15 protein-coding genes are annotated in these 19,095 nt (G+C 68.2%); 6 read left to right on the forward strand and 9 right to left on the reverse strand.

Going from position 1 to position 19,095, the window contains the following annotated elements; translation table 11 throughout:
- Positions 1-28: 28 nt before the first annotated feature.
- From dapE to AC1PPL_RS01780, 3 genes are read left to right on the forward strand one after another with little or no spacing between them, the layout of a single operon-like run.
- Complete coding sequence (dapE, locus tag AC1PPL_RS01770; RefSeq protein ID WP_479972468.1) at positions 29-1,204, forward strand: succinyl-diaminopimelate desuccinylase; 1,176 nt, start codon at positions 29-31, stop codon at positions 1,202-1,204.
- A complete protein-coding gene (gene prmB / locus AC1PPL_RS01775) occupies positions 1,201-2,130 on the forward strand; it encodes a 50S ribosomal protein L3 N(5)-glutamine methyltransferase (protein WP_479972469.1) in 930 nt (309 codons plus the stop codon). The genes dapE and prmB overlap by 4 nt, the downstream gene beginning before the upstream one ends.
- Positions 2,131-2,176: 46 nt before the next feature.
- Complete coding sequence (locus AC1PPL_RS01780; RefSeq protein WP_479972470.1) at positions 2,177-4,147, forward strand: ABC-F family ATP-binding cassette domain-containing protein; 1,971 nt, start codon at positions 2,177-2,179, stop codon at positions 4,145-4,147.
- A 451-nt stretch (positions 4,148-4,598) separates the two neighbouring features.
- Here the strand turns inward: AC1PPL_RS01780 and phbB are convergent, their stop codons facing one another.
- From phbB to AC1PPL_RS01795, 3 genes are all read right to left on the reverse strand, one after another.
- On the reverse strand, positions 4,599-5,336 hold the full coding sequence (gene phbB, locus AC1PPL_RS01785; protein WP_015913416.1) for an acetoacetyl-CoA reductase: 738 nt from the start codon (positions 5,334-5,336) through the stop codon (positions 4,599-4,601).
- A 245-nt stretch (positions 5,337-5,581) separates the two neighbouring features.
- Positions 5,582-6,760, reverse strand: a complete 1,179-nt coding sequence (locus AC1PPL_RS01790) for an acetyl-CoA C-acetyltransferase (RefSeq protein WP_313560845.1) — start codon at positions 6,758-6,760, stop codon at positions 5,582-5,584.
- A 141-nt stretch (positions 6,761-6,901) separates the two neighbouring features.
- Complete coding sequence (locus tag AC1PPL_RS01795; RefSeq protein ID WP_479972471.1) at positions 6,902-8,620, reverse strand: PHA/PHB synthase family protein; 1,719 nt, start codon at positions 8,618-8,620, stop codon at positions 6,902-6,904.
- Between the two features lie 153 nt (positions 8,621-8,773).
- On the opposite strand from AC1PPL_RS01795, the gene AC1PPL_RS01800 reads away from it, so the two are divergent.
- Positions 8,774-9,064 (forward strand): hypothetical protein, encoded by a 291-nt coding sequence (locus AC1PPL_RS01800; protein WP_015913227.1) that lies wholly within the window; start codon positions 8,774-8,776, stop codon positions 9,062-9,064.
- Here the strand turns inward: AC1PPL_RS01800 and pgeF are convergent.
- Together pgeF and maiA are read right to left on the reverse strand one after the other, a co-directional pair.
- Positions 8,981-9,832 (reverse strand): peptidoglycan editing factor PgeF, encoded by an 852-nt coding sequence (pgeF, locus tag AC1PPL_RS01805; RefSeq protein ID WP_479972472.1) that lies wholly within the window; start codon positions 9,830-9,832, stop codon positions 8,981-8,983. The genes AC1PPL_RS01800 and pgeF overlap by 84 nt on opposite strands.
- Before the next feature lie 5 nt (positions 9,833-9,837).
- The gene (gene maiA / locus AC1PPL_RS01810) at positions 9,838-10,506 is read right to left on the reverse strand and encodes a maleylacetoacetate isomerase (RefSeq protein ID WP_287804702.1); all 669 of its coding nucleotides are present in this window, start codon (positions 10,504-10,506) and stop codon (positions 9,838-9,840) included.
- Positions 10,507-10,624: 118 nt separating this feature from the next.
- Here maiA and AC1PPL_RS01815 point away from each other — a divergent pair, with 118 nt between their 5' ends.
- The gene (locus tag AC1PPL_RS01815) at positions 10,625-11,320 is read left to right on the forward strand and encodes a fumarylacetoacetate hydrolase family protein (RefSeq protein WP_479972473.1); all 696 of its coding nucleotides are present in this window, start codon (positions 10,625-10,627) and stop codon (positions 11,318-11,320) included.
- Between the two features lie 71 nt (positions 11,321-11,391).
- Positions 11,392-11,940: an NUDIX hydrolase gene (locus tag AC1PPL_RS01820; protein WP_015913223.1), complete on the forward strand. Its 549-nt coding sequence runs from the start codon at positions 11,392-11,394 to the stop codon at positions 11,938-11,940.
- On the opposite strand, the gene AC1PPL_RS01825 is transcribed toward AC1PPL_RS01820, so the two are convergent.
- The 4 genes from AC1PPL_RS01825 to ligA form a co-directional block, all read right to left on the reverse strand.
- Positions 11,933-13,135, reverse strand: coding sequence for an MFS transporter (locus tag AC1PPL_RS01825; RefSeq protein ID WP_479972474.1), 1,203 nt, complete (start codon positions 13,133-13,135; stop codon positions 11,933-11,935). The two genes, AC1PPL_RS01820 and AC1PPL_RS01825, sit on opposite strands and share 8 nt — an antisense overlap.
- Before the next feature lie 15 nt (positions 13,136-13,150).
- Complete coding sequence (locus AC1PPL_RS01830; protein ID WP_479972475.1) at positions 13,151-15,691, reverse strand: penicillin-binding protein 1A; 2,541 nt, start codon at positions 15,689-15,691, stop codon at positions 13,151-13,153.
- 246 nt (positions 15,692-15,937) lie between these two features.
- On the reverse strand, positions 15,938-16,888 hold the full coding sequence (locus tag AC1PPL_RS01835; protein ID WP_479972476.1) for a patatin-like phospholipase family protein: 951 nt from the start codon (positions 16,886-16,888) through the stop codon (positions 15,938-15,940).
- Positions 16,889-19,084, reverse strand: coding sequence for an NAD-dependent DNA ligase LigA (gene ligA, locus AC1PPL_RS01840; RefSeq protein ID WP_479972477.1), 2,196 nt, complete (start codon positions 19,082-19,084; stop codon positions 16,889-16,891).
- Positions 19,085-19,095: the final 11 nt, after the last annotated feature.

Raw genomic sequence — 19,095 nt, forward strand, 5'->3', positions numbered from 1 at the left:
GCTGCACGGCAGTGCGCCGCCTGTACCCATGTCCCCCACTCTGCTACTGACCGAACAGCTCATCGCCCGCCCCTCCGTCACGCCCGACGACGCGGGCTGCCTGGACCTGCTGGCCCGGCGCCTCGCTCCCTTGGGCTTTGCCTGCGAACGACTGGACAGCGGGCCCGAGAACTTCCGCGTCAGCAATTTGTGGTCAAAACGCACTGCAGCGCGCTCTGGACAAGCGCAAGCAACTACCCAAACAGTAGTATTTGCCGGCCACACCGACGTGGTACCCACGGGCCCCGTGGAGCAGTGGAGCAGCCCGCCGTTCACCCCCACACACCGGGACGGCCGCCTGTACGGCCGCGGCGCGAGTGACATGAAGGCCTCGATCGCCGCATTCGTCGTCGCGGTCGAGGAATTCCTGGCCGCCACGCCCGACCCGCGCCTGGACATCGCGCTGCTGCTGACCAGCGACGAGGAAGGCCCCTCGGTGGACGGCACCAAGGTGGTCATTGAGCAGTTGCGCGCGCGCGGGGAGCGGCTGGACTGGTGCATCGTGGGCGAGCCTACCTCAGTCGAGCAGACCGGCGACATGATCAAGAACGGCCGCCGCGGCACGCTGTCCGGGCGGCTCACCGTGCGGGGGGTGCAGGGCCACATCGCCTACCCGCAGCTGGCGCGCAACCCCATCCATCAGGCCGTGCCCGCGCTCACCGAGCTCGCCGCCACCGTGTGGGATGAGGGCAACGCCTTCTTTCCGCCCACCAGCTGGCAGATGAGCAACATCCACGGCGGCACCGGCGCGACCAACGTGATCCCCGGCCAGGTGGTGATCGACTTCAACTTCCGCTTCAGCACCGAATCGACCGCCGAAGGGCTGCAGCAGCGCGTGCATGCGGTACTGGACCGCCACGGACTGGAATACGACCTGACCTGGACGCTGGGCGGCCAGCCCTTCCTGACCACGCCGGGCGAACTGGTGCAGGCGGTGCAGCAAGCCATCCGCGCCGAGACCGGGTTGGAAACCGAGCTGTCCACCACCGGCGGCACCAGCGACGGGCGCTTCATTGCCCAGATTTGCCCCCAGGTGATCGAGATGGGCCCGCCCAACGCCAGCATCCACAAGATCGACGAGAACGTGCGCTTGGTCGACATCGAGCCGCTCAAGAACATCTACCGCCGCACGCTCGACCACCTCAACGCACTGGCGGGTGCATGACCGCGGCAGTCCAGGGCGACACCATCGGGGCGCTGGTCGCCAGCGGCGCAGCGCGCCTCACACAGGCCGGCGTGGCCTTCGGCCACGGCACTGCCAACGCGCAGGACGAGGCCGCCTGGCTGGTGCTGTGGCGCCTGGGGCTGCCGCTGGACAGCGTGCTCGACGAGGGTGCTGAAGGTTCAGTGGCAAATCGGCCCGTAACACCCGCCCATCAAGCGCTGGTAGCTACACTTTTTGAAGAACGCATCGCCACGCGCAAGCCGGCTGCCTACCTCACGCGCGAGGCCTGGTTGCAGGGCGTGCCGTTCTACGTGGACGAGCGCGCCATCGTGCCGCGCAGCTTCATTGCCGAACTGCTGGCCGACGGCAGCATCGACGACTGGCTCAGCGACCAGACGCGCCACGTGCTCGACCTGTGCACCGGCAACGGCAGCCTGGCCGTGCTGGCCGCCATGGCGTATCCCGACGTGCAGGTGACGGGCGCCGACCTCTCGCCCGACGCGCTGGCCGTGGCCCGCATCAACGTGGACCGGCACGGGCTGCAGGAGCGCATCACGCTGGTCGAGTCCGACGGCCTGGCCGCCCTGCCCGGCCCCTGGGACCTGATCCTGTGCAACCCGCCCTACGTCAACGCCACCAGCATGGCCCAGCTGCCGCCCGAATACCGGGCCGAGCCCGAGCTGGCCCTGTCCGGCAATATGCGGGGCGGCCGGGACGGCATGGACTTCATTCGCCAGCTGTTGGCCGACGCCCCGGCGCGCATGAGCGAAGACGCCGTGCTGGTGCTGGAGATCGGCAACGAACGCGAACACTTCGAGGCCGCCTTTCCCGACCTGCCCGTGTTCTGGCTGGAGACCAGCGCCGGCAGCGACCAGGTGCTGCTGCTCACGCGCCAGGCCCTGCTCCCACTCGCTCCCGCAAAGTGACGGCGCCGGCCCGTCCGGCCCCCGCCCCGTCCATTGGTTTTGACCCATGATCACCCTGAAGAACGTCACGCTGCGCCGCAGCGCCAAGGTATTGCTCGACGGCGTTTCCGTCACCATCAACCCCGGGGAACATGTCGGCCTGGTCGGGCGTAACGGCGCTGGCAAGTCCACGCTGTTCGCGCTGCTCAATGGTTCGCTGCACGAAGACGGCGGTGACTTCTTCCTGCCCGCGGCTTGGCGCATGGCTCAGGTGGCGCAGAACATGCCAGAGACGGACGAGTCTGCCACCGCCTTCGTACTGGAGGGCGACACCCGCCTGTCGGAGCTGCACCAGGCGCTGCACACGGCCGAGCAGGCGGGTGATGGCATGGCCATCGCCCAGGCGCACTCCGACCTGGCAGACGCCGGTGCGCACGACGCCACCGCGCGCGCGCAGGCGCTCATCCTGGGTCTGGGCTTTCAGGTGGCGGAGCTGGAGCGCCCGGTCAACAGCTTCTCCGGCGGCTGGCGCATGCGCCTGCAACTGGCGCGCGCGCTGATGTGCCCCAGCGACCTGCTGCTGCTGGACGAGCCCACCAACCACTTGGACCTGGACGCGCTGGTATGGCTGGAAGCCTGGCTGCAGCGCTACAACGGTACCTTGGTCGTCATCAGCCACGACCGCGAATTCCTCGACGCCGTGACCCAGGTCACGCTGCACATCGATAACGCGCGCCTGACCCGCTACGGCGGCAACTACAGCAAGTTTGAGGAGCTGCGCGCCCAGCAGCTGGAACTGCAGCAGTCGGCCTACGAGCGCCAGCAGGACAAGATCGCGCACCTGCAGAAATTCATCGATCGGTTCAAGGCCAAGGCGACCAAGGCCAAACAGGCACAAAGCCGCGTGAAGGCGCTGGAGCGCATGGAGAAGATCGCCCCCGTGCTGGCCTCGGCCGACTTCACCTTCGAGTTCAAGGAGCCGGCCAACCTGCCCAACCCGATGCTGGCCATCACCGACGCGTCCTTCGGTTATCGCGCCGAGGATGGCAGCGAGACCACCATCCTGCGCCACGTGAACCGCTCGGTGCTGGCCGGCCAGCGCATCGGCATTTTGGGCGCCAACGGCCAGGGCAAGTCCACGCTGGTCAAGACCATCGCCCGCACCATGGCGCCGCTCTCCGGCACCCTGACCGAGGGCAAGGGCCTGTCGATCGGCTACTTCGCGCAGCAGGAGCTGGACGTGCTGCGTCCCGGCGATAACCCGCTGGAGCACATGATACGCCTGGCGCGCGAACTGGGTGCACAGGCCCAGGAACCCAGCCGCGAGCAGGACCTGCGCAACTTCCTGGGCAGCTTCAACTTCAGCGGCGACATGGTGCACCAGGCCGTGGGCACCATGAGCGGCGGGGAGAAGGCCCGCCTGGTGCTGGCCATGATCGTCTGGCAGCGCCCCAACCTGTTGCTGCTGGACGAGCCCACCAACCACCTGGACCTGGCCACGCGCGAGGCGCTGTCCATGGCGCTCAACGAGTTCGAGGGCACGGTGATGCTGGTCAGCCACGACCGGGCGCTGCTGCGCGCCGTGTGCGATGAGTTCTGGCTGGTGGGCCGGGGTGCCGTGGCGCCCTTCGACGGCGATCTGGACGATTACCAGCGCTACCTGCTTGAGGAGTCCAAACGCCTGCGCGAACTGGCCCGCGCAGCCGAGCAGGTGGTCGTTGCCGAGGCCGCGCCCCCAACCGCCACTGCCGCCCCTCCCCTGCGCGACGCCCGCGAACAGCGCCGCCAGGAAGCCCAGGCCCGCCAGCAACTGGCCGAGAAAACCCGCCCCCTCAAGCGAGAGCTTGAAAAAATCGACCAGCGCCTGGAAGCCCTGAACCGGGAAAAAGCGCAGTTGGAAGAACGGCTCATGCAGCCGCTGCCCCCTGCGGAGATCGCTGAATGCGGGCGGAGGCTCAAGGACTGCACCGAAGAGGTGACAGCCCTTGAGGAAAAGTGGCTGGATGTTTCCTCAGCGCTGGAGGAACTGGCGCGCTGAGGGGCTACAGGTTATTTTTGATATCTGTATAAAAACAGCCTCCAAGCCTCACGGATAAAGCGCAGACAGCTCCTTTTTCAGGAGTAAATTCTGGGGATATCCCGGGGTTGCATTTTTTTGCAGCGCACTGTCAACGCTCCCCCAGGGGGCCGCGTTGTGGGTACATCTAAGGAGTTTTCCCTATGACCATGACTGCAATCCTCTCTGCCTGGCCCGAAGACGAACGTGACCGCAAGCGCGCCCCGGCCCGCCTGTAAGCGTCCACTCGGCCTGTTCTGAAGGCCGTTCGTTGGAGGAATCGCCGCACTGCGCAATTCCAAGCCACTGCCAGGGCCCGCCGGGAGCTACCGGCCCCGATTCACACCGCCCACTTCAGGGTGGAGACAAAAAAAGGAACGTGCCGACACGTTCCTTTTGCATTTCAAGGCAGCCTTTTCCAGCTGCCGCTAGGTCAGCCCATGTGCAGGCCGCCGTTGACCGAGAAATCCGCCCCGGTGGCATAGCCGCCCTCTTCGGAGGCCAGCCACGAAATGATGGACGCGATCTCGCTGGGTTCGCCCAGGCGTTTCACGGGCACGGTGGCGACGATCTTTTCCAGCACATCCGGGCGGATCGCCTTGACCATGTCGGTGCCGATATAGCCGGGGCTGACGGTATTCACCGTCACGCCCTTGGTGGCCAGTTCCTGCGCCAGCGCCATCGAAAAACCGTGCATCCCCGCCTTCGCCGCCGAGTAGTTGGTCTGGCCGGCCTGGCCTTTCTCGCCGTTCACGCTGCTGATGTTGATGATGCGGCCCCAGCCCTTGTCCACCATGTCTGCAACGACCTGCTTGGTCACGTTGAACATGCTGTTGAGGTTGGTTTCGATGACAGCGTCCCAGTCCTCGCGCGACATCTTGAGGAACATGCGGTCGCGTGTGATGCCGGCGTTGTTCACCAACACATCCACGCTGCCATGCTCGGCCTTGGCCTGGGTGAAGGCCTCCACCGTGGACTCCCAGTTGCCCACGTTCCCGACCGACGCGTAAAACGTATAGCCCAGCGCCTTTTGCTCGCCCAGCCACTTGTTGTAGTCGCGCGTGGGGCCGCACCCGGCGATGACCTTGAACCCGTCCCGGTGCAGACGCTGACAGATGGCCGTGCCGATGCCCCCCATACCCCCGGTGACGTACGCAACTTTCTGGCTCATGTGTGCTCCTTGGATGTGTCAAAAGTGAATCAGATCAGTGACCACTCTACCCAAGAATTACGACAATACCGAGGAGGAAAACACTGCGCCCCGGCATTATTGTTGCGGCGCAAAAAACCGGGCATCATCGCGTTTTTGCACTCCGTAGCCAGCCGTTGCCGCGTGCGCCGACAAAAAAGGCCGTACGGGCTTCCCCGTGCGGCCTTTTTGCATGCAGGGCACCCGTCCCAAAGGGTGCCGCGCCTTCAACGCTCCAGCGCCATGGACACGCCCATGCCTCCACCAATGCACAGGGCGGCCAGGCCCTTCCTGGCATCGCGGCGCTGCATTTCGTGCAGCAGGGTCACCAACACGCGGCAGCCCGAGGCACCGATGGGGTGACCGATGGCGATGGCGCCGCCATTCACGTTGACCTTGGCGGGATCGATGCCGAGTTCCTTGTTCACCGCGCACGCCTGGGCAGCGAAGGCTTCGTTGAGTTCGAACAGGTCCACATCGCCCACGCCCCAGCCCGCGCGCTGCAGTGCCTTGCGGGATGCCGGCACCGGGCCCATGCCCATGGTGGCGGGGTCCAGTCCGCTGGTGCCGTAGGCCGCAATGCGGGCCAGCGGTTGCAGGCCCAGGGCAGCAGCCTTGGTGGCACTCATCACCACCACGGCGGCCGCACCGTCATTGATGCCCGAGGCATTGCCCGCCGTGACCGAGCCGGCCTTGTCGAAAGCGGGGCGCAGGCCAGCCAGAGCTTCGGCACTGGTTTTGCGGTTGAGATATTCGTCTGCCGCGAATATGACGGGGTCGCCCTTCTTCTGCGCAAGTGTCACCGGCACGATCTCGTCCGTGAAGCGCCCTGCGTCCTGGGCGGCGGCGGCCTTTTGCTGGCTGGCCAGGGCCAGCGCATCCTGCATCTCGCGCGTGATGCCGTGCTGCCTGGCCACGTTCTCGGCCGTGATGCCCATGTGGTACTGGTTGTACACGTCCCACAGGCCGTCGACGATCATGGTGTCGACCAGCTTCCAGTCGCCCATGCGCTGGCCTTCGCGCGAGCCATTGAGCACGTGCGGTGCCAGGCTCATGTTCTCCTGGCCGCCGGCCACGACGATCTCGCTGTCGCCCGTCGCCACGGCCTGGGCGGCCAGCATCACGGCCTTGAGACCCGAGCCGCACACGGCGTTGATGGTGAGCGCGGGCGTCTCCTGGGCCAGCCCCGCCTTCATCATGGCCTGGCGGGCCGGGTTCTGGCCACAGCCGGCCGCAAGCACCTGGCCCATGATGACCTCTCCCACCTGATCGGGAGCGACGCGGGCGCGTGCCAGCGCCTCACGGATGACGATGGCGCCCAGATCGGTCGCGGGGGTCTTGGCCAGTGCGCCGCCAAACTTGCCCACGGGCGTGCGCACGGCGGAAACGATGACGATGTCTTCCATGGTGTGTCCTTTCGGGAGTGGCACCTGCCGGCTGCACGGCCGCAGGCCAGTAGCCATTGTCTGTCGGCCCGGTGTCAGGACTATTGCGTAGTCACCCCGCAGCGCGCCGCAACGCCGCCCCGGGAGCGTGCGGCGCCGGCCTCAGGCCTTTTGCTGCACGTAGCGCCCTGGCGCGGGTTCGATGGCCTTGAACTTCGGCGCCTTTCCATAGGCCTTGGGTGCGGCGATCTGCCGACCGGCGTGGCCGTGCAGCCATGCGCACCAGTCGTCCCACCAACTGCCGGGCAGTTCGGTGGCCCCAGCCAGCCATGCATCCAGCGTGGCGGGCAGTTGCCCATCCTCGCGCAGCCAGTGGCTGCGCTTTTTCTTGGCGGGCGGGTTGATGACCCCCGCGATATGGCCCGACGCGCCCATCACGAAACGCTTGTCCCCCGGCAATACTTGCGTGGAGGCGTAGGCCGCGCCGATCGGCACGATGTGATCCTCGCGCGAGCCGTAGATGTACACAGGCAGTTGGACCTGGGTCAGGTCGAGTGGCTCGCCGCACACGGTGAGCCGCCCCGGCCGGATAAGGTTGTTCTCCAGGTAGAAGTTGCGCAGGTACCAGGCGTAGTACGGCCCAGGCAGGTTGGTGCTGTCGCTGTTCCAGTACAGCAGGTCGAAGGGCGGCGGCGTCTCGCCCTTGAGATAGTTGCCCACCACGTAGTTCCACACCAGGTCGTTCGGGCGCAGAAAGCTGAAGGTGGATGCCAGGTCCTGGCCCTTCATGAGCCCGCCCTGCCCCATCTGCAGTTCGCGCATGCGCACGAAGCCTTCGTCGATGAACACGTCGAGGATCCCGGTGTCGGCAAAATCGATCAGCGTGGTCAGGAAAGTGCAGCTGGCCACAGGCTCCTCGCCACGCGCCGCCAGCACCGCGAGCGCCGTGGCCAGCATGGTGCCGCCCACGCAAAAGCCCAGGGCGTTGATCTGCTTGGCGCCAGCGATCTGCTGCACGGTGGCGATGGCCGTGAGCACGGCCTCGTCGATGTAGTCGTCCCAGGTCTTGTGCGCCAGCGATGCATCGGGGTTGCGCCAGCTCACCACGAAGGTGCGGTGGCCCTGGGCCACGGCATGGCGGATCAGCGAGTTGTCGGGCTGCAGGTCCAGGATGTAGTACTTGTTGATGCATGGAGGCACCATGAGCAGGGGCCGCTCGTACACCTTGGGGGTGAGCGGTTTGTATTCCAGCAGCTGGAACAGCTCGTTCTCGAACACCACTGCACCCTCGGTAGTGGCCACGTTGCGGCCCACTTCGAAGCGGCTCTCGTCGGTCATCGAGATATGCCCCTGGCCCAGGTCGTGCAGCAGGTTGGCCACGCCCTTGGCGATGCTCTCGCCGTGCGTTTCCAGGGCTTTTTGCTGCGCGTCCGCGTTGAATACCAGGAAGTTGCTGGGCGCCATGGCGGCCAGCCATTGCTCCACGCTGAAGCGGATGCGTGCGCGGGTCTTGTCGTCGGCCTGCACCGCGTCGGCCAGGCCCATGAGCGCGTGCGCCTGCAACTGGTAGGCCGCGACAGAGAACGCCGACAACGGGTTGTGCGCCCAATTCTCGCCCGCGAACCGGCGGTCGTTGCTGAGGGGTGCCTCGTCGTGATGCAGCGCATGGCTCCACAGCGCCTGCACCTCTTGCAGGTACCGCTGCTGCACCGCAGCCAGCTTGTCGGGTGCGAAGCTCACCGAGCCGGCAGCTGGCATGGACAGCGCGGCGCCCATTTCCTTGGGCTGCAGGACCTGCAGCATCTGGCTCCAGCCCTCGCCCACCATCTGCTGAAACTGCCGGGCGCTGTCGGCCCAGCTGGCGTCGAAATTCGTGCTCATGCAGCCTCCATCGCGGCCCAGGCGCGGGCCCCATGTGTCATTGTTGCCCAGCAGGCGGTGCCTCGGAAAACTGCAGCGCATTCGCAGGGCTTTGGGTTTCCGCCGCCGTGGCAAGCCGGCCACAATCGCCGCTTTGCCCCTTCGGAATCGATCATGTACCTGGTGGTTATCGCATGGCTGTATGTCACCGTGTTGATGGCCTTGGCCGAGGCCACGTCCGCCAACGGCACGGTGCTGGGCGCCATCGTCACCTTCGTGCTGTACGGGCTGCTGCCCATGTCCATCGTGCTCTACATCCTGGGCACGCCCGGGCGCAAACGCGCGCTGCGCGCCCGGCAGCAGGCCGAGGTGGAAGCCGCCTCAGGCGGCCAGCCAGATGCAGGCGGCCATGCGCCCGCTGCTGCCGAGCCGGGCGGTGTCCCGCCGGTGCGAAAAGAACCGTGACGGATTGGCCACGGTGCACCAGGCGCTGGTGCTGTCGTTGCCGTACAGCGCCGTAACGCCGCAGGCGCGCAGGCGGTGGCGTGCCAGCCCGGCCAGGTCCGCCAGCCACTTGCCATCGCTGGCATGCGGGCGGAAGTACGCGGCCGCCCGCGGATCCTGCGCACAGAAGGCCTCGCGCACCTCCGCGCCCACCTCGAAGGCCTCTGGGCCGATGCAGGGTCCCAGCCAGGCCATTACGTCATCCGCATCCGCCGTCGCTCCGTTTTCAATAGCTGCTTGCGCTTGACCTGCCTGCGCTGCGGGCCTGAAACACTCCAAAGTCGATTCCAACACTCCTGCGGCCAGACCGCGCCAGCCCGCATGCGCCGCGGCCACGCGCGTACCCGCGCGGTTGGTGAACAGTACCGGCAGGCAATCCGCCGCCATCACGATGCAGGCCACGCCTGCGGCCTGCGTGGTGCAGCCATCGGCGTCCAGCCCATCGGGCGTGTGCGCGTCCAGCGGCTGCACTGCCGTGCCATGCACCTGGCGCAGGTACACCGCCCGTACCGCGGAGCCGCCGGCGCCCAGCGCATCTTGCAGCGCCGCCCAGTTGGCCTGCACGGCGGCGGGGTCGTCGCCCACGAAGCGGCCCAGGTTGAAGCTGTCCCAGGGCGGCGCGCTCACGCCGCCGTTGCGCGTGGTGCACAGCGCACGTACCCGGGCGGGCACGGGCCAGTCCGGAACCAGCCAGTCGTGCGGAACTGCGGAAGGATCGGTCTGTGCCACGGGTTTCAGGCCTCGTGGTCCGGGCAGGCAGACGGCTGCGCGCGCTGGAAGGCCGGCAGCGCCATGCATGCGTCGAACGCGGCCATCGTGCGCGGCAGGCCGTCCATGTCCACATGGAAGCGCCGGCCGTTGAAGATCTGCGGCACCAGGCAGCAGTCGGCCAGCGTGGGCGTATCGCCCCAGCACAGGCGCGAGGGTGCCAGCCCGGCGGCCTGGCGTTCACCGTCCAGCAGCCCCAGCTGCCGCTCGAACGCCTCCAGGCCCTTGCGCACCCAGTGGCGGTACCAGGCGTCCTTGGCGGCGTCTTCCACCTGCAGCTGGTGCTTGAGGTACTTGAGCACGCGCAGGTTGTTCAGGGGGTGGATCTCGCAGGCCACCATCTGCGCCAGCGCCCGCACGCGCGCGCGTGCCAGCGCGTCGCCCGGCAGCAGCGCAGGCTCGCGGTGGGTCTCGTCCAGATATTCGATGATCGCCATCGACTGCGTGAGCAGGTGGCCGTCATCGGTCTGCAACGCCGGCACCAGCGTGTCACCCACGCGGTCGGCATAGCCGGGCGCCAAATGCTCTGCCTTGACCAGGTGGACCGGCAGGTAGTCATAGGGCAGGCCCTTGACTTCCAGCGCGATGCGCACGCGAAACGATGCCGAGGAGCGGAAGTAGTTGTAGAGCTTCATGCGGCCGCAGCATAAGCCAAGCCGGCGCCGGGCGTAATGCGGGCCCCCGCCCATGCGCGGCGCCGCGCCGTGGCACACTGCTTCATCCCTTCACACCGCCGCTACCACCGAGAGAACCATGAGCTATGTGATCCCTCCCGCACCGCAGGCCAGCGTGCCCGTCGTGGGCTCAACCCAGCGCTTTCCCGTGCACCGCATCTACTGCGTGGGCCGCAACTATGCCGAGCACGCCAAGGAAATGGGCTTCACCGGCCGCGAGCCGCCGTTCTTCTTCATGAAGCCCGCCGACGCCGTGCTGCCCGTGAACCCGGGCGAGACCGGCCAGATGCCCTACCCCACGCTGACCAAGGACTTGCACCACGAGATCGAGCTGGTGGTGGCCATCGGCAAGGGCGGCAAGCACATCGCCGCGGCCGACGCTTTGTCGCACATCTGGGGTTACGCCGTGGGCCTGGACATGACGCGTCGCGACCTGCAGGGCGAGATGAAGAAGCAGGGCCGCCCCTGGTGCATCGGCAAGGGCTTCGAGGCCAGTGCGCCCATCGGCCCGATCACGCCCGCGGCGCAGGCGGGCGACGTGCAGCAGGCAGCCATCTGGCTGCAGGTCAACGGCACGGACCGCCAGCGCAGCAGCGTGGGCCAGCTGATCTGGAACATCGCGGAGACCATCGAACACCTGTCCGTCGCGTGGGAGCTGCAGCCCGGCGACCTGATCTTCACCGGCACCCCCGAGGGGGTGGGCGCGGTGGTGCGCGGCGACGTGCTGGAAGGCGGCATCGACGGCCTGGGCACGCTGCGCGTGGCCGTGGCCTGATTCACTATCATAAAAATAGCTGCTAGCGCTTTCCCCATAAGCGCTGTAGCCGTTTTTTATTCATACAACGAATGAACTTCCGCCGCCCCATCAAGCATTGCCGCGCCTGCGGAACGGCCGTGGCCTACCGCGTGCCCGACGACGGTGACACGCGCGAGCGCGCCGTCTGCCCCAGTTGCAACGTAATCCACTACGAAAACCCGCTGATGGTGGTGGGAACGGTGCCGGTACTGGGGGACCACGTGCTGCTGTGCAAGCGCAACATCGAGCCGCGCCGAGGCAAGTGGACCCTGCCGGCCGGCTTCATGGAACTGGACGAGACCACCGTCGAGGGCGCCGCGCGCGAGACCGACGAGGAAGCGGGCGCGCAAATCCAGATGGGCCCGCTGTTTTCGCTGCTGAACGTGCCGCAGGCGGGTCAGGTACACCTCTTTTACCTGGCCACGCTGCTCAGCGACCGCTTCGACCCTGGCCACGAGACCATCGAGGCGCGCCTGTTCACCGAGGACGAAATCCCCTGGGACGAGATCGCGTTTCGCACCGTCAAGCACACGCTGGAGCAGTTCTTTGCCGACCGTCGCGCGGGGCGCTTCGGCATGCACTGCATCGACATCACCTGAGCAACCGGCCAGCCCCTGCGCTGCGCCAACCGAGACCCGCAAGGCACAGCGCCGCAAACGCACCGCCGGCCCAGAACGTGGCCGCCGGCCCCACGGCATCCCACAGCAACCCGGCGACCGCGCTGGCCACCAGCATGGCCAAACCGCTGGCCAGGTGGAACACGCCATAGGCCGTGCCGCGCAGGTCGGCCGGAGTCGCATCCGCCACCATGGCCGACAGCAGGCCCTGCGTCATGCCCATGTGAATGCCCCATACGGCCACGCCGGCAATCACGAGGGTCCAGTGCTGGGCCGTTGCGAGCAGCACGTCCGACAGGACCAGCGCCACCAGGCCCCAGGCCAGCAGCCGCGTGTGGCTCACGCGGTCCGACAGCTTGCCAAATGGATAGGCCGCCGCCGCATACACCAGGTTCATGGCCACCATCACCAGGGGCACGAGTGCCATGGGTATGCCGATGTTCTGGGCGCGCAGCACCAGGAAGGCTTCGCTGAAACGTGCCAGCGTGAACACCGCACCCACGGCCACCACCCACCAATAGGCGGGCCCCAGGCGGCGGATGTTCTCGCGCCGGATGGGATTGGTGCGGCGCACGCCCCCTTGGGACGCAGGCTCGCGCACGCCCCAGGCCAGCACGGCCACCGACAGCACGCCCGGCACTACCGCCACCCAGAACACGGCGCGAAAGTCGTTGGCCCACAACAGCATCAGGCCCACGGCCAGCAGCGGCCCGACGAAGGCGCCCACCGTGTCCAGTGACTGGCGCAGGCCGAACGCGGCACCGCGAATCTCCGGCGGGGTCACGTCGGCCACCAGCGCATCGCGCGGTGCGCCGCGGATGCCTTTGCCCACACGATCGATCAGGCGCGCCGTCACGATCAAGCCGGCGCCCGAAGCCAGCGCGAAGAGCGGCTTGGTGACCGCCCCCAGCCCATAGCCCAGCAACGCCAGCCCCTTGCGCCTGCCAAGATAGTCGCTGAGCGTGCCCGAGAACACCTTGACGATCAGCGCCGTGGCTTCTGCCAGACCTTCGATGAGGCCCACCGCGAAGGCCGACATGCCCAGCGCGCCCACCATGAACATCGGCAACAGGCTGTGGATCATCTCGGACGAGATGTCCATCAGCATGCTCACCAGGCCCAGCGCCCATACGGCGGCGGGGATGCGCGCTGGCGAGGGTTGGCGCGGCGTCTGCATGCCAAAGGGCCGTGGTCAGCGGTTTTCGACGAAAAACGGCGCGTTGTCCTGCGGCCGGGGTACGACCACGCCACGCTGCACGGGATCGACCACCACGCCGGGAACGACCTGCGGCGCGGCGGGGCCGGCACCGGGTGGCGCCTGGGGCGCCGCCGGAGCAGCGGCTGGCGGACCCGGCAACGGCGCATCCGGCTCGGTCACCCACACCGGCGGCTCGGCCGGCGCGGGGCGGGGCGTGACCTCCTGCAGCGGCACAAGGGGCGCATCCGTGATCTCGGGGCGCTCTTCCGGCGGCGGGGCGCTGGCGGCCGGCGCCGGCGTCTGCGGCAGTTCGGGCTGCGGCGCCGGAGCGCCCGCCGGGCCGGCCTGCTCACCCGTGGGTCGACCGAACAGGTCATAGACCCAGTTGCGCAGCGTGCCCGCGGCCGAGCCGATCCAGGAGCTTTCCTCCTCATCCACGAAGCGCTCGCGCGCATCGATGACCTTGGCGCGCAGGGCCTGGCGGAACACGTCGCCCACCATGGGCAGCGCACTGTGCGCGCCCTGCCCCCAGTAGTCGCTGCGCAGGGTGATGCGCCCGTCGTTGAAACCCGCCCAGGCCCCCGCGACAAGCTGCGGATGCATCAGGATGAACCAGCCGTCGGTGTTGTCCTGCGTGGTGCCGGTCTTGCCCGCCACGTCCGCCGTGATGCCGTAGCGGCTGCGGATGGCCGCGCCCGTGCCTTTGTCCACCACGCCCCGCAGCGCGTCGCGCAGTTGCTGCGCGGCGGTGACGTCCAGCGCGCGCTCGGGCGATGCAGGTTTGAATTCCTCCAGCAGCTTGCCGTCCTTGTCCTCGATGCGCGTGATGACCCGGGGCGCCAGGTAACGCCCGCCGTTGGCGATGGTGCCGTAGGCGGCGACCATCTCCTTGAGCGTGACCGAGCTCGTGCCCAGCGCCAGCGCGGGCACCGCCTCCAGTTCGGACTCGCGCACGCCCATGGCGCGGGCCAGCTGCACCACGCGCGCCGGCCCCACCTTCTGCATGAGCTGTGCAGTGATGGTGTTCTTGGAGTACGCCAGCCCGTCGCGCAGCGTCATGGGCTCCTCGCTGGGTGGCGTGCGGCCGTCCGTGGGGCGCCAGACCCGCTTGCCACCCAGGGGGATCTCCACCGCGGTGTCCAGCAGCGTGTCGGTCGGCTGCAGTCCCATCGCAAAGGCCGCGCCGTACACGAAGGGCTTGAAGGTGGAGCCCGGCTGGCGGCGTGCGGCCTGTACGTGGTCGAACGGATCGGTCGCGTAGTCGCGGCTGCCCACCCAGGCCAGCACCGCGCCGCTGCGCGGGTCCATGGCCATGAAGCCGGCCTGCACGCGGGTCTTGGACTGGCGCAGCGTGCGCAGGAAGCTACCGTCGTCCAGCAGCTCGCGCAGCGCCTCCTCGGGCGCGGCACCCGCGGCCACCGCCTTTTCGTACTGGGGCGACTCGCGCACCAGCTGTTGCACCAGCGCGCTCTTGGGGCCCCAGGCGCTGCGCGGCGCCCACGCACCGTCGGCTACGCCCTGCAGCGCCCGGCCCTGCTGCTGCACGGCCCGGTTGGCCATCTCCTGCAGCCGCCCGTCGATGGTGGTGCGGATCACCAGCCCATCGGAATACAGGCTGTAGCCGTTGCGGTCGGCCCAGTCGATGAGCTGGCGGCGCAGTTGCTGCGCCAGGTGCGGGGCAAGTCCCGCCACCTCGGCCTGCCGCTCGAAGCGGATGCGCAGCGGGCGCTTGATCAGCCGCTCGTACTCCGTCTGCGAGAGCTTGCCCCGCTTGGCCATTTGCGCCAGCACGGTGTTGCGCCGGGCCTGCGCGCGCTCGGGGTTGAGCACCGGGTTGTAGTAGGCCGTGCCCTTGAGCATGCCGATCAGCGTGGCGCTTTCCAGCACGTTGAGCTTGTCGGCCGACTTGTCGAAGTACGTGCGCGCCGCCATCTCGATGCCGTAGGCGTTGTAGAGGAAGGGCACCGTGTTCAGATAGGTCTCCAGGATCTCGTCCTTGGAGTACAGCCACTCGATCTTCAACGCGGTGATCGCCTCCTTGATCTTGCGCGTGAGCGTGGGCGCGCGGCCGATGTCCTCGGGGTAGAGATTGCGCGCAAGCTGCTGGGTGATGGTGGAGCCGCCCTGCTTGTCGCCGCCCACGGTGCGCACGACGGCCGACAGCGTGCGCCGCCAGTCCAGGCCGAAGTGGTCGTAGAAACGGTGGTCCTCGGTGGCGATGAGCGCATCGACCACGGGCTTGGCGATGGTTTCCAGCGGCACCCATTCGCGGTTCACCCACCGGTACTCGGCGAGCAGCCGCCCGTCGGCGGACACCAGTTGCGCAGGCTGGTCGCTCTTGGCCTTGCGGATGTCGCTGATCCCCGGCGTGAACGGGATCAGCGCCAGCACATACAGCACGCCGGCCAGCGCCAGCGCCGCCAGCAGCCACACCAGGCCATGCGCGGACAGCCAGCGCTCGGGCCGATGCAACAGTTGCGCCAGCGCGGGCCGCAGGCGGGCCCAGCGGGCTCGCAGGGTCGTGGAAAGATCCATGTAATTTATGGGCAAAAATGGCCTGTAGCGCTTTATCAGCAAGCGCTAGCAGCTATGAATTCAGAAGCAATGCGTAGACAGGGGTGCCCGGCCATGCGCGGCAGGCAGAACACGCGCCGCCGCGCCGGTCGCCGCACCAGCCGCGGCGCCTGGCGACGGACCGGGCCTGCTTTATACCGCCAATCCCGCGCCAGGCTGGGCCGCTGTACAGATGCCACTGACCGCCCGGTGGCCCGCGCCACCACCTCAGCTCATGAACTGGCGCAACTGCGGCAGGCTGGCATGGGCGGCGCGTCGGCCCTCGGCAATGGCTTCGCTGGCACGGTGAAAGTCCAGCAGGCCCAAATGCGCCAGGCGCGGGGCGATCACCACCTCGGGCGGGTCACCCGCCATGCGGCTGCGGGTGATGCGCATCTGCATGATGTTCACGCTGGTCATGATCACGTCCAGCGCCGATGGCTTGGGGGGCGGCGCCTCGCCGCTGGCGGGCGCCCAGAACTTCAGGCGGCGCATCCAGTCGGCGCTGACCAGCGGTTCGGGCACCGGCTCCGGCCCAGGGACCGGCGCCGCATCCGTGGGCACGGAGGCATCCGGCTCGCGCACCACCGCCAGCGGATGCATGTGGCGGTGCAGGATGTCGGAATTCAGGTCCACGGCGATGACGATGTCCGCACCCATGGCACGGGCCAGCGATGCGGGCACGGGGTTGACGAGTCCGCCATCCACCAGCAGCCGCCCGTCGGTGTGGTTCACGGGGGTGAACAGGCCCGGTAGCGCGATGGAAGCGCGCACCGCGTCGGCGATGGAGCCGTGGCGCAGCCAGACTTCGGCACCCGAGTGCAGGTCGGTCGCCACCGCGCCGAAGGGCAGCGGTGAGGCGTCGATGTCGAAATCGGCGAAGTTGCGGCGCCAGAAGGCGATGAGCTTTTCGCCCTTGAGCATGCCGCCCGACAGATTGAAGTCCATGAAGCCGAACACATCGCGCAGGCCCAGGCCCTGCACCCAGTCGGCAAAGCGCTCCAGTTCGCCCCCCGCGTAGGCCGCGCCCACCAGCGCGCCGATGGAGGAGCCGCAGATCACGTCCGGCCGCACGCCCTCCTCTCGCAGCGCCTGCAGCACGCCGATGTGCGCCCAGCCGCGCGCCGAGCCGCTGCCCAGCGCAAGGCCCAGCCGTGGGGCGCGGCGGGTCAGTGCCATCTAGCTTCCACCTGCGTTGAGCGGTGTGCCCCGCAACAACGCATGCAACCCATCCTCGTCCAGCACGGGGATGCCCAGTTCCTGCGCCTTGGCGAGCTTGCTGCCCGCGTCGGCGCCGGCCACCACGTAGTGCGTCTTCTTGCTGACCGAGCCCGCCACCTTGGCACCGGCGGACTCCAGCAGGTCCTTGGCCGCGTCGCGGCCCAGGGTGGGCAGCGTGCCGGTCAGCACCACGGTCATGCCCGCCAGTGGCAGCGTGGCGGCGGCAGCGGGCTCGCTCTCGTCCCAGGTGACGCCGCAGGCGCGCAGCTGCTCGACCACCTCGCGGTTGTGGGGTTGCGCGAAGAAGGTGTGGATGGCCTCGGCCACCACGGGCCCCACGTCGTTCACCTGCAGCAACTGCTCCACGCCCGCATCCATGATGGCGTCCAACTGGCCGAAGTGGCGCGCCAGGTCCTTGGCCGTGGCCTCGCCCACATGGCGGATGCCCAGGCCGAAGAGAAAGCGCGCCAGCGTGGTGCGCTTGGATTTGTCGAGCGCATCCAGCACATTTTGCGCGGACTTCTCGGCCATGCGGTCGAGCTGCGCAAGGCTGGACAGCCCGAGCCGGTACAGGTCGGGCAGCGTGCGGATCACGTGGCCCTCGACGAGCTGGTCCACCAGCTTCTCGCCCAGGCCCTCGATGTCCATGGCGCGGCGCTGGGCGAAGTGCAGCACCGCCTGTTTGCGCTGCGCGGGGCAGAACAGCCCGCCGGAGCAGCGGTGGTTGACCTCGCCCGGCTCGCGCACCACGGCGCTGCCGCAGATGGGGCACTGGCGCGGCATGCGGAAGTTGGGCACGTAGGGCTGGCGCGGCCCCGCCAGCGGCTGCGCGGGTGCGGTGCCGTCCGCGCTGCTGGCGGCGTCCACCAGCGCGTCGGAGCCCGCCAGCACTGCCAGGCCTGCGCCCGCCGGCACCACGCCCACCACCTCGGGAATCACGTCGCCCGCGCGGCGCACGATCACCTGGTCGCCCACGCGCACTTTCTTGCGGCGCAGCTCGAAAAGGTTGTGCAGCGTGGCATTGGTCACCGTGACGCCGCCCACGAACACCGGCGCGAGTCGCGCCACGGGCGTCAGCTTGCCCGTGCGGCCCACCTGCACGTCGATGCCTTCCACGCGCGTGACCATCTCCTGGGCCGGGTACTTGTGGGCCACGGCCCAGCGCGGCTCGCGCGTCACAAAGCCCAGCTGGCGCTGCAGTGCCAGGCTGTTGACCTTGTAGACCACGCCGTCGATGTCGTAGGGCAGCGCGTCCCGTTCGGCCCCCACACGCTGATGGAACGCTATGAGTTCAGAAGCGCCTTGCGCAATCTGCACCTGGGCTGCAACCGGAAAGCCCCATTCCTTGAGCTGCTGCAGCATGCCGAAGTGCGTGCCGAAGTCGGGCCCGCCCTCGGCGGCCGGCGTGACCTCGCCCAGGCCGTAGGCGAAGAAGGACAGCGGCCGCTGCGCGGTGATGCCTGAGTCCAACTGGCGCACCGCGCCGGCGGCGGCGTTGCGCGGGTTGACGAAGGTCTTGTCGCCCTTCTCGCGCTGGCGCTCGTTGAGTGCGTCGAAGTCCGCGCGGCGCATGTAGACCTCCCCGCGCACCTCCAGCACCGGCGGCACGCCGGCGGGCAGGCTCAGGGGGATCTGGCGGATGGTGCGCACGTTGTGCGTCACGTCCTCGCCCACTTCGCCGTCACCGCGCGTGGCGGCCTGCACCAGGCGCCCGCCCTCGTAGCGCAGGCTCATCGCCAGGCCGTCGAACTTGGGTTCGGCCACGTATTCCACCGGCGGCGCATCGGGCGGCAGCTTCAGTTCGCGGCGCACGCGCGCGTCGAAGGCTTGGGCGCCGCTGGCCTCGGTGTCGGTTTCGGTGCGGATGCTGAGCATGGGCACTCGGTGGCGCACCGGTGTCAGCCCGTCCAGCACCGCGCCCAGCACGCGCTGCGTGGGCGAGTCGGGCGTCACCAGGTCGGGGTAAGCGCCCTCCAGCGCCTGCAGCTGCTGGAACGCGCGGTCATACTCGGCATCGGGCACGCTCGGCGTGTCCTGGACGTAGTACTCGTGCGCCCAGCGGTTCAACTGCTCGCGCAGCGCTTTGATTTTTGTAGCTACCAGCGCAGACCCCTTGGGCCCAGAAGCCGGAAAAAGGTCGGATTGTTCAGTCATGCCAGGAAGGG

It is taken from the genome of Diaphorobacter sp. B2A2W2, from assembly GCF_056730635.1.

Excerpts from the sequence above, each read along its gene's own strand:
- dapE (WP_479972468.1), top strand. The coding sequence starts at position 29 with ATGTCCCCCACTCTGCTACTGACCGAACAGCTCATCGCCCGCCCCTCC.
- prmB (WP_479972469.1), top strand. The coding sequence starts at position 1,201 with ATGACCGCGGCAGTCCAGGGCGACACCATCGGGGCGCTGGTCGCCAGC.
- AC1PPL_RS01780 (WP_479972470.1), top strand. The coding sequence starts at position 2,177 with ATGATCACCCTGAAGAACGTCACGCTGCGCCGCAGCGCCAAGGTATTG.
- phbB (WP_015913416.1), bottom strand. The coding sequence starts at position 5,336 with ATGAGCCAGAAAGTTGCGTACGTCACCGGGGGTATGGGGGGCATCGGC.
- AC1PPL_RS01790 (WP_313560845.1), bottom strand. The coding sequence starts at position 6,760 with ATGGAAGACATCGTCATCGTTTCCGCCGTGCGCACGCCCGTGGGCAAG.
- AC1PPL_RS01795 (WP_479972471.1), bottom strand. The coding sequence starts at position 8,620 with ATGAGCACGAATTTCGACGCCAGCTGGGCCGACAGCGCCCGGCAGTTT.
- AC1PPL_RS01800 (WP_015913227.1), top strand. The coding sequence starts at position 8,774 with ATGTACCTGGTGGTTATCGCATGGCTGTATGTCACCGTGTTGATGGCC.
- maiA (WP_287804702.1), bottom strand. The coding sequence starts at position 10,506 with ATGAAGCTCTACAACTACTTCCGCTCCTCGGCATCGTTTCGCGTGCGC.
- AC1PPL_RS01815 (WP_479972473.1), top strand. The coding sequence starts at position 10,625 with ATGAGCTATGTGATCCCTCCCGCACCGCAGGCCAGCGTGCCCGTCGTG.
- AC1PPL_RS01820 (WP_015913223.1), top strand. The coding sequence starts at position 11,392 with ATGAACTTCCGCCGCCCCATCAAGCATTGCCGCGCCTGCGGAACGGCC.
- AC1PPL_RS01825 (WP_479972474.1), bottom strand. The coding sequence starts at position 13,135 with ATGCAGACGCCGCGCCAACCCTCGCCAGCGCGCATCCCCGCCGCCGTA.
- AC1PPL_RS01830 (WP_479972475.1), bottom strand. The coding sequence starts at position 15,691 with ATGGATCTTTCCACGACCCTGCGAGCCCGCTGGGCCCGCCTGCGGCCC.
- AC1PPL_RS01835 (WP_479972476.1), bottom strand. The coding sequence starts at position 16,888 with ATGGCACTGACCCGCCGCGCCCCACGGCTGGGCCTTGCGCTGGGCAGC.
- ligA (WP_479972477.1), bottom strand. The coding sequence starts at position 19,084 with ATGACTGAACAATCCGACCTTTTTCCGGCTTCTGGGCCCAAGGGGTCT.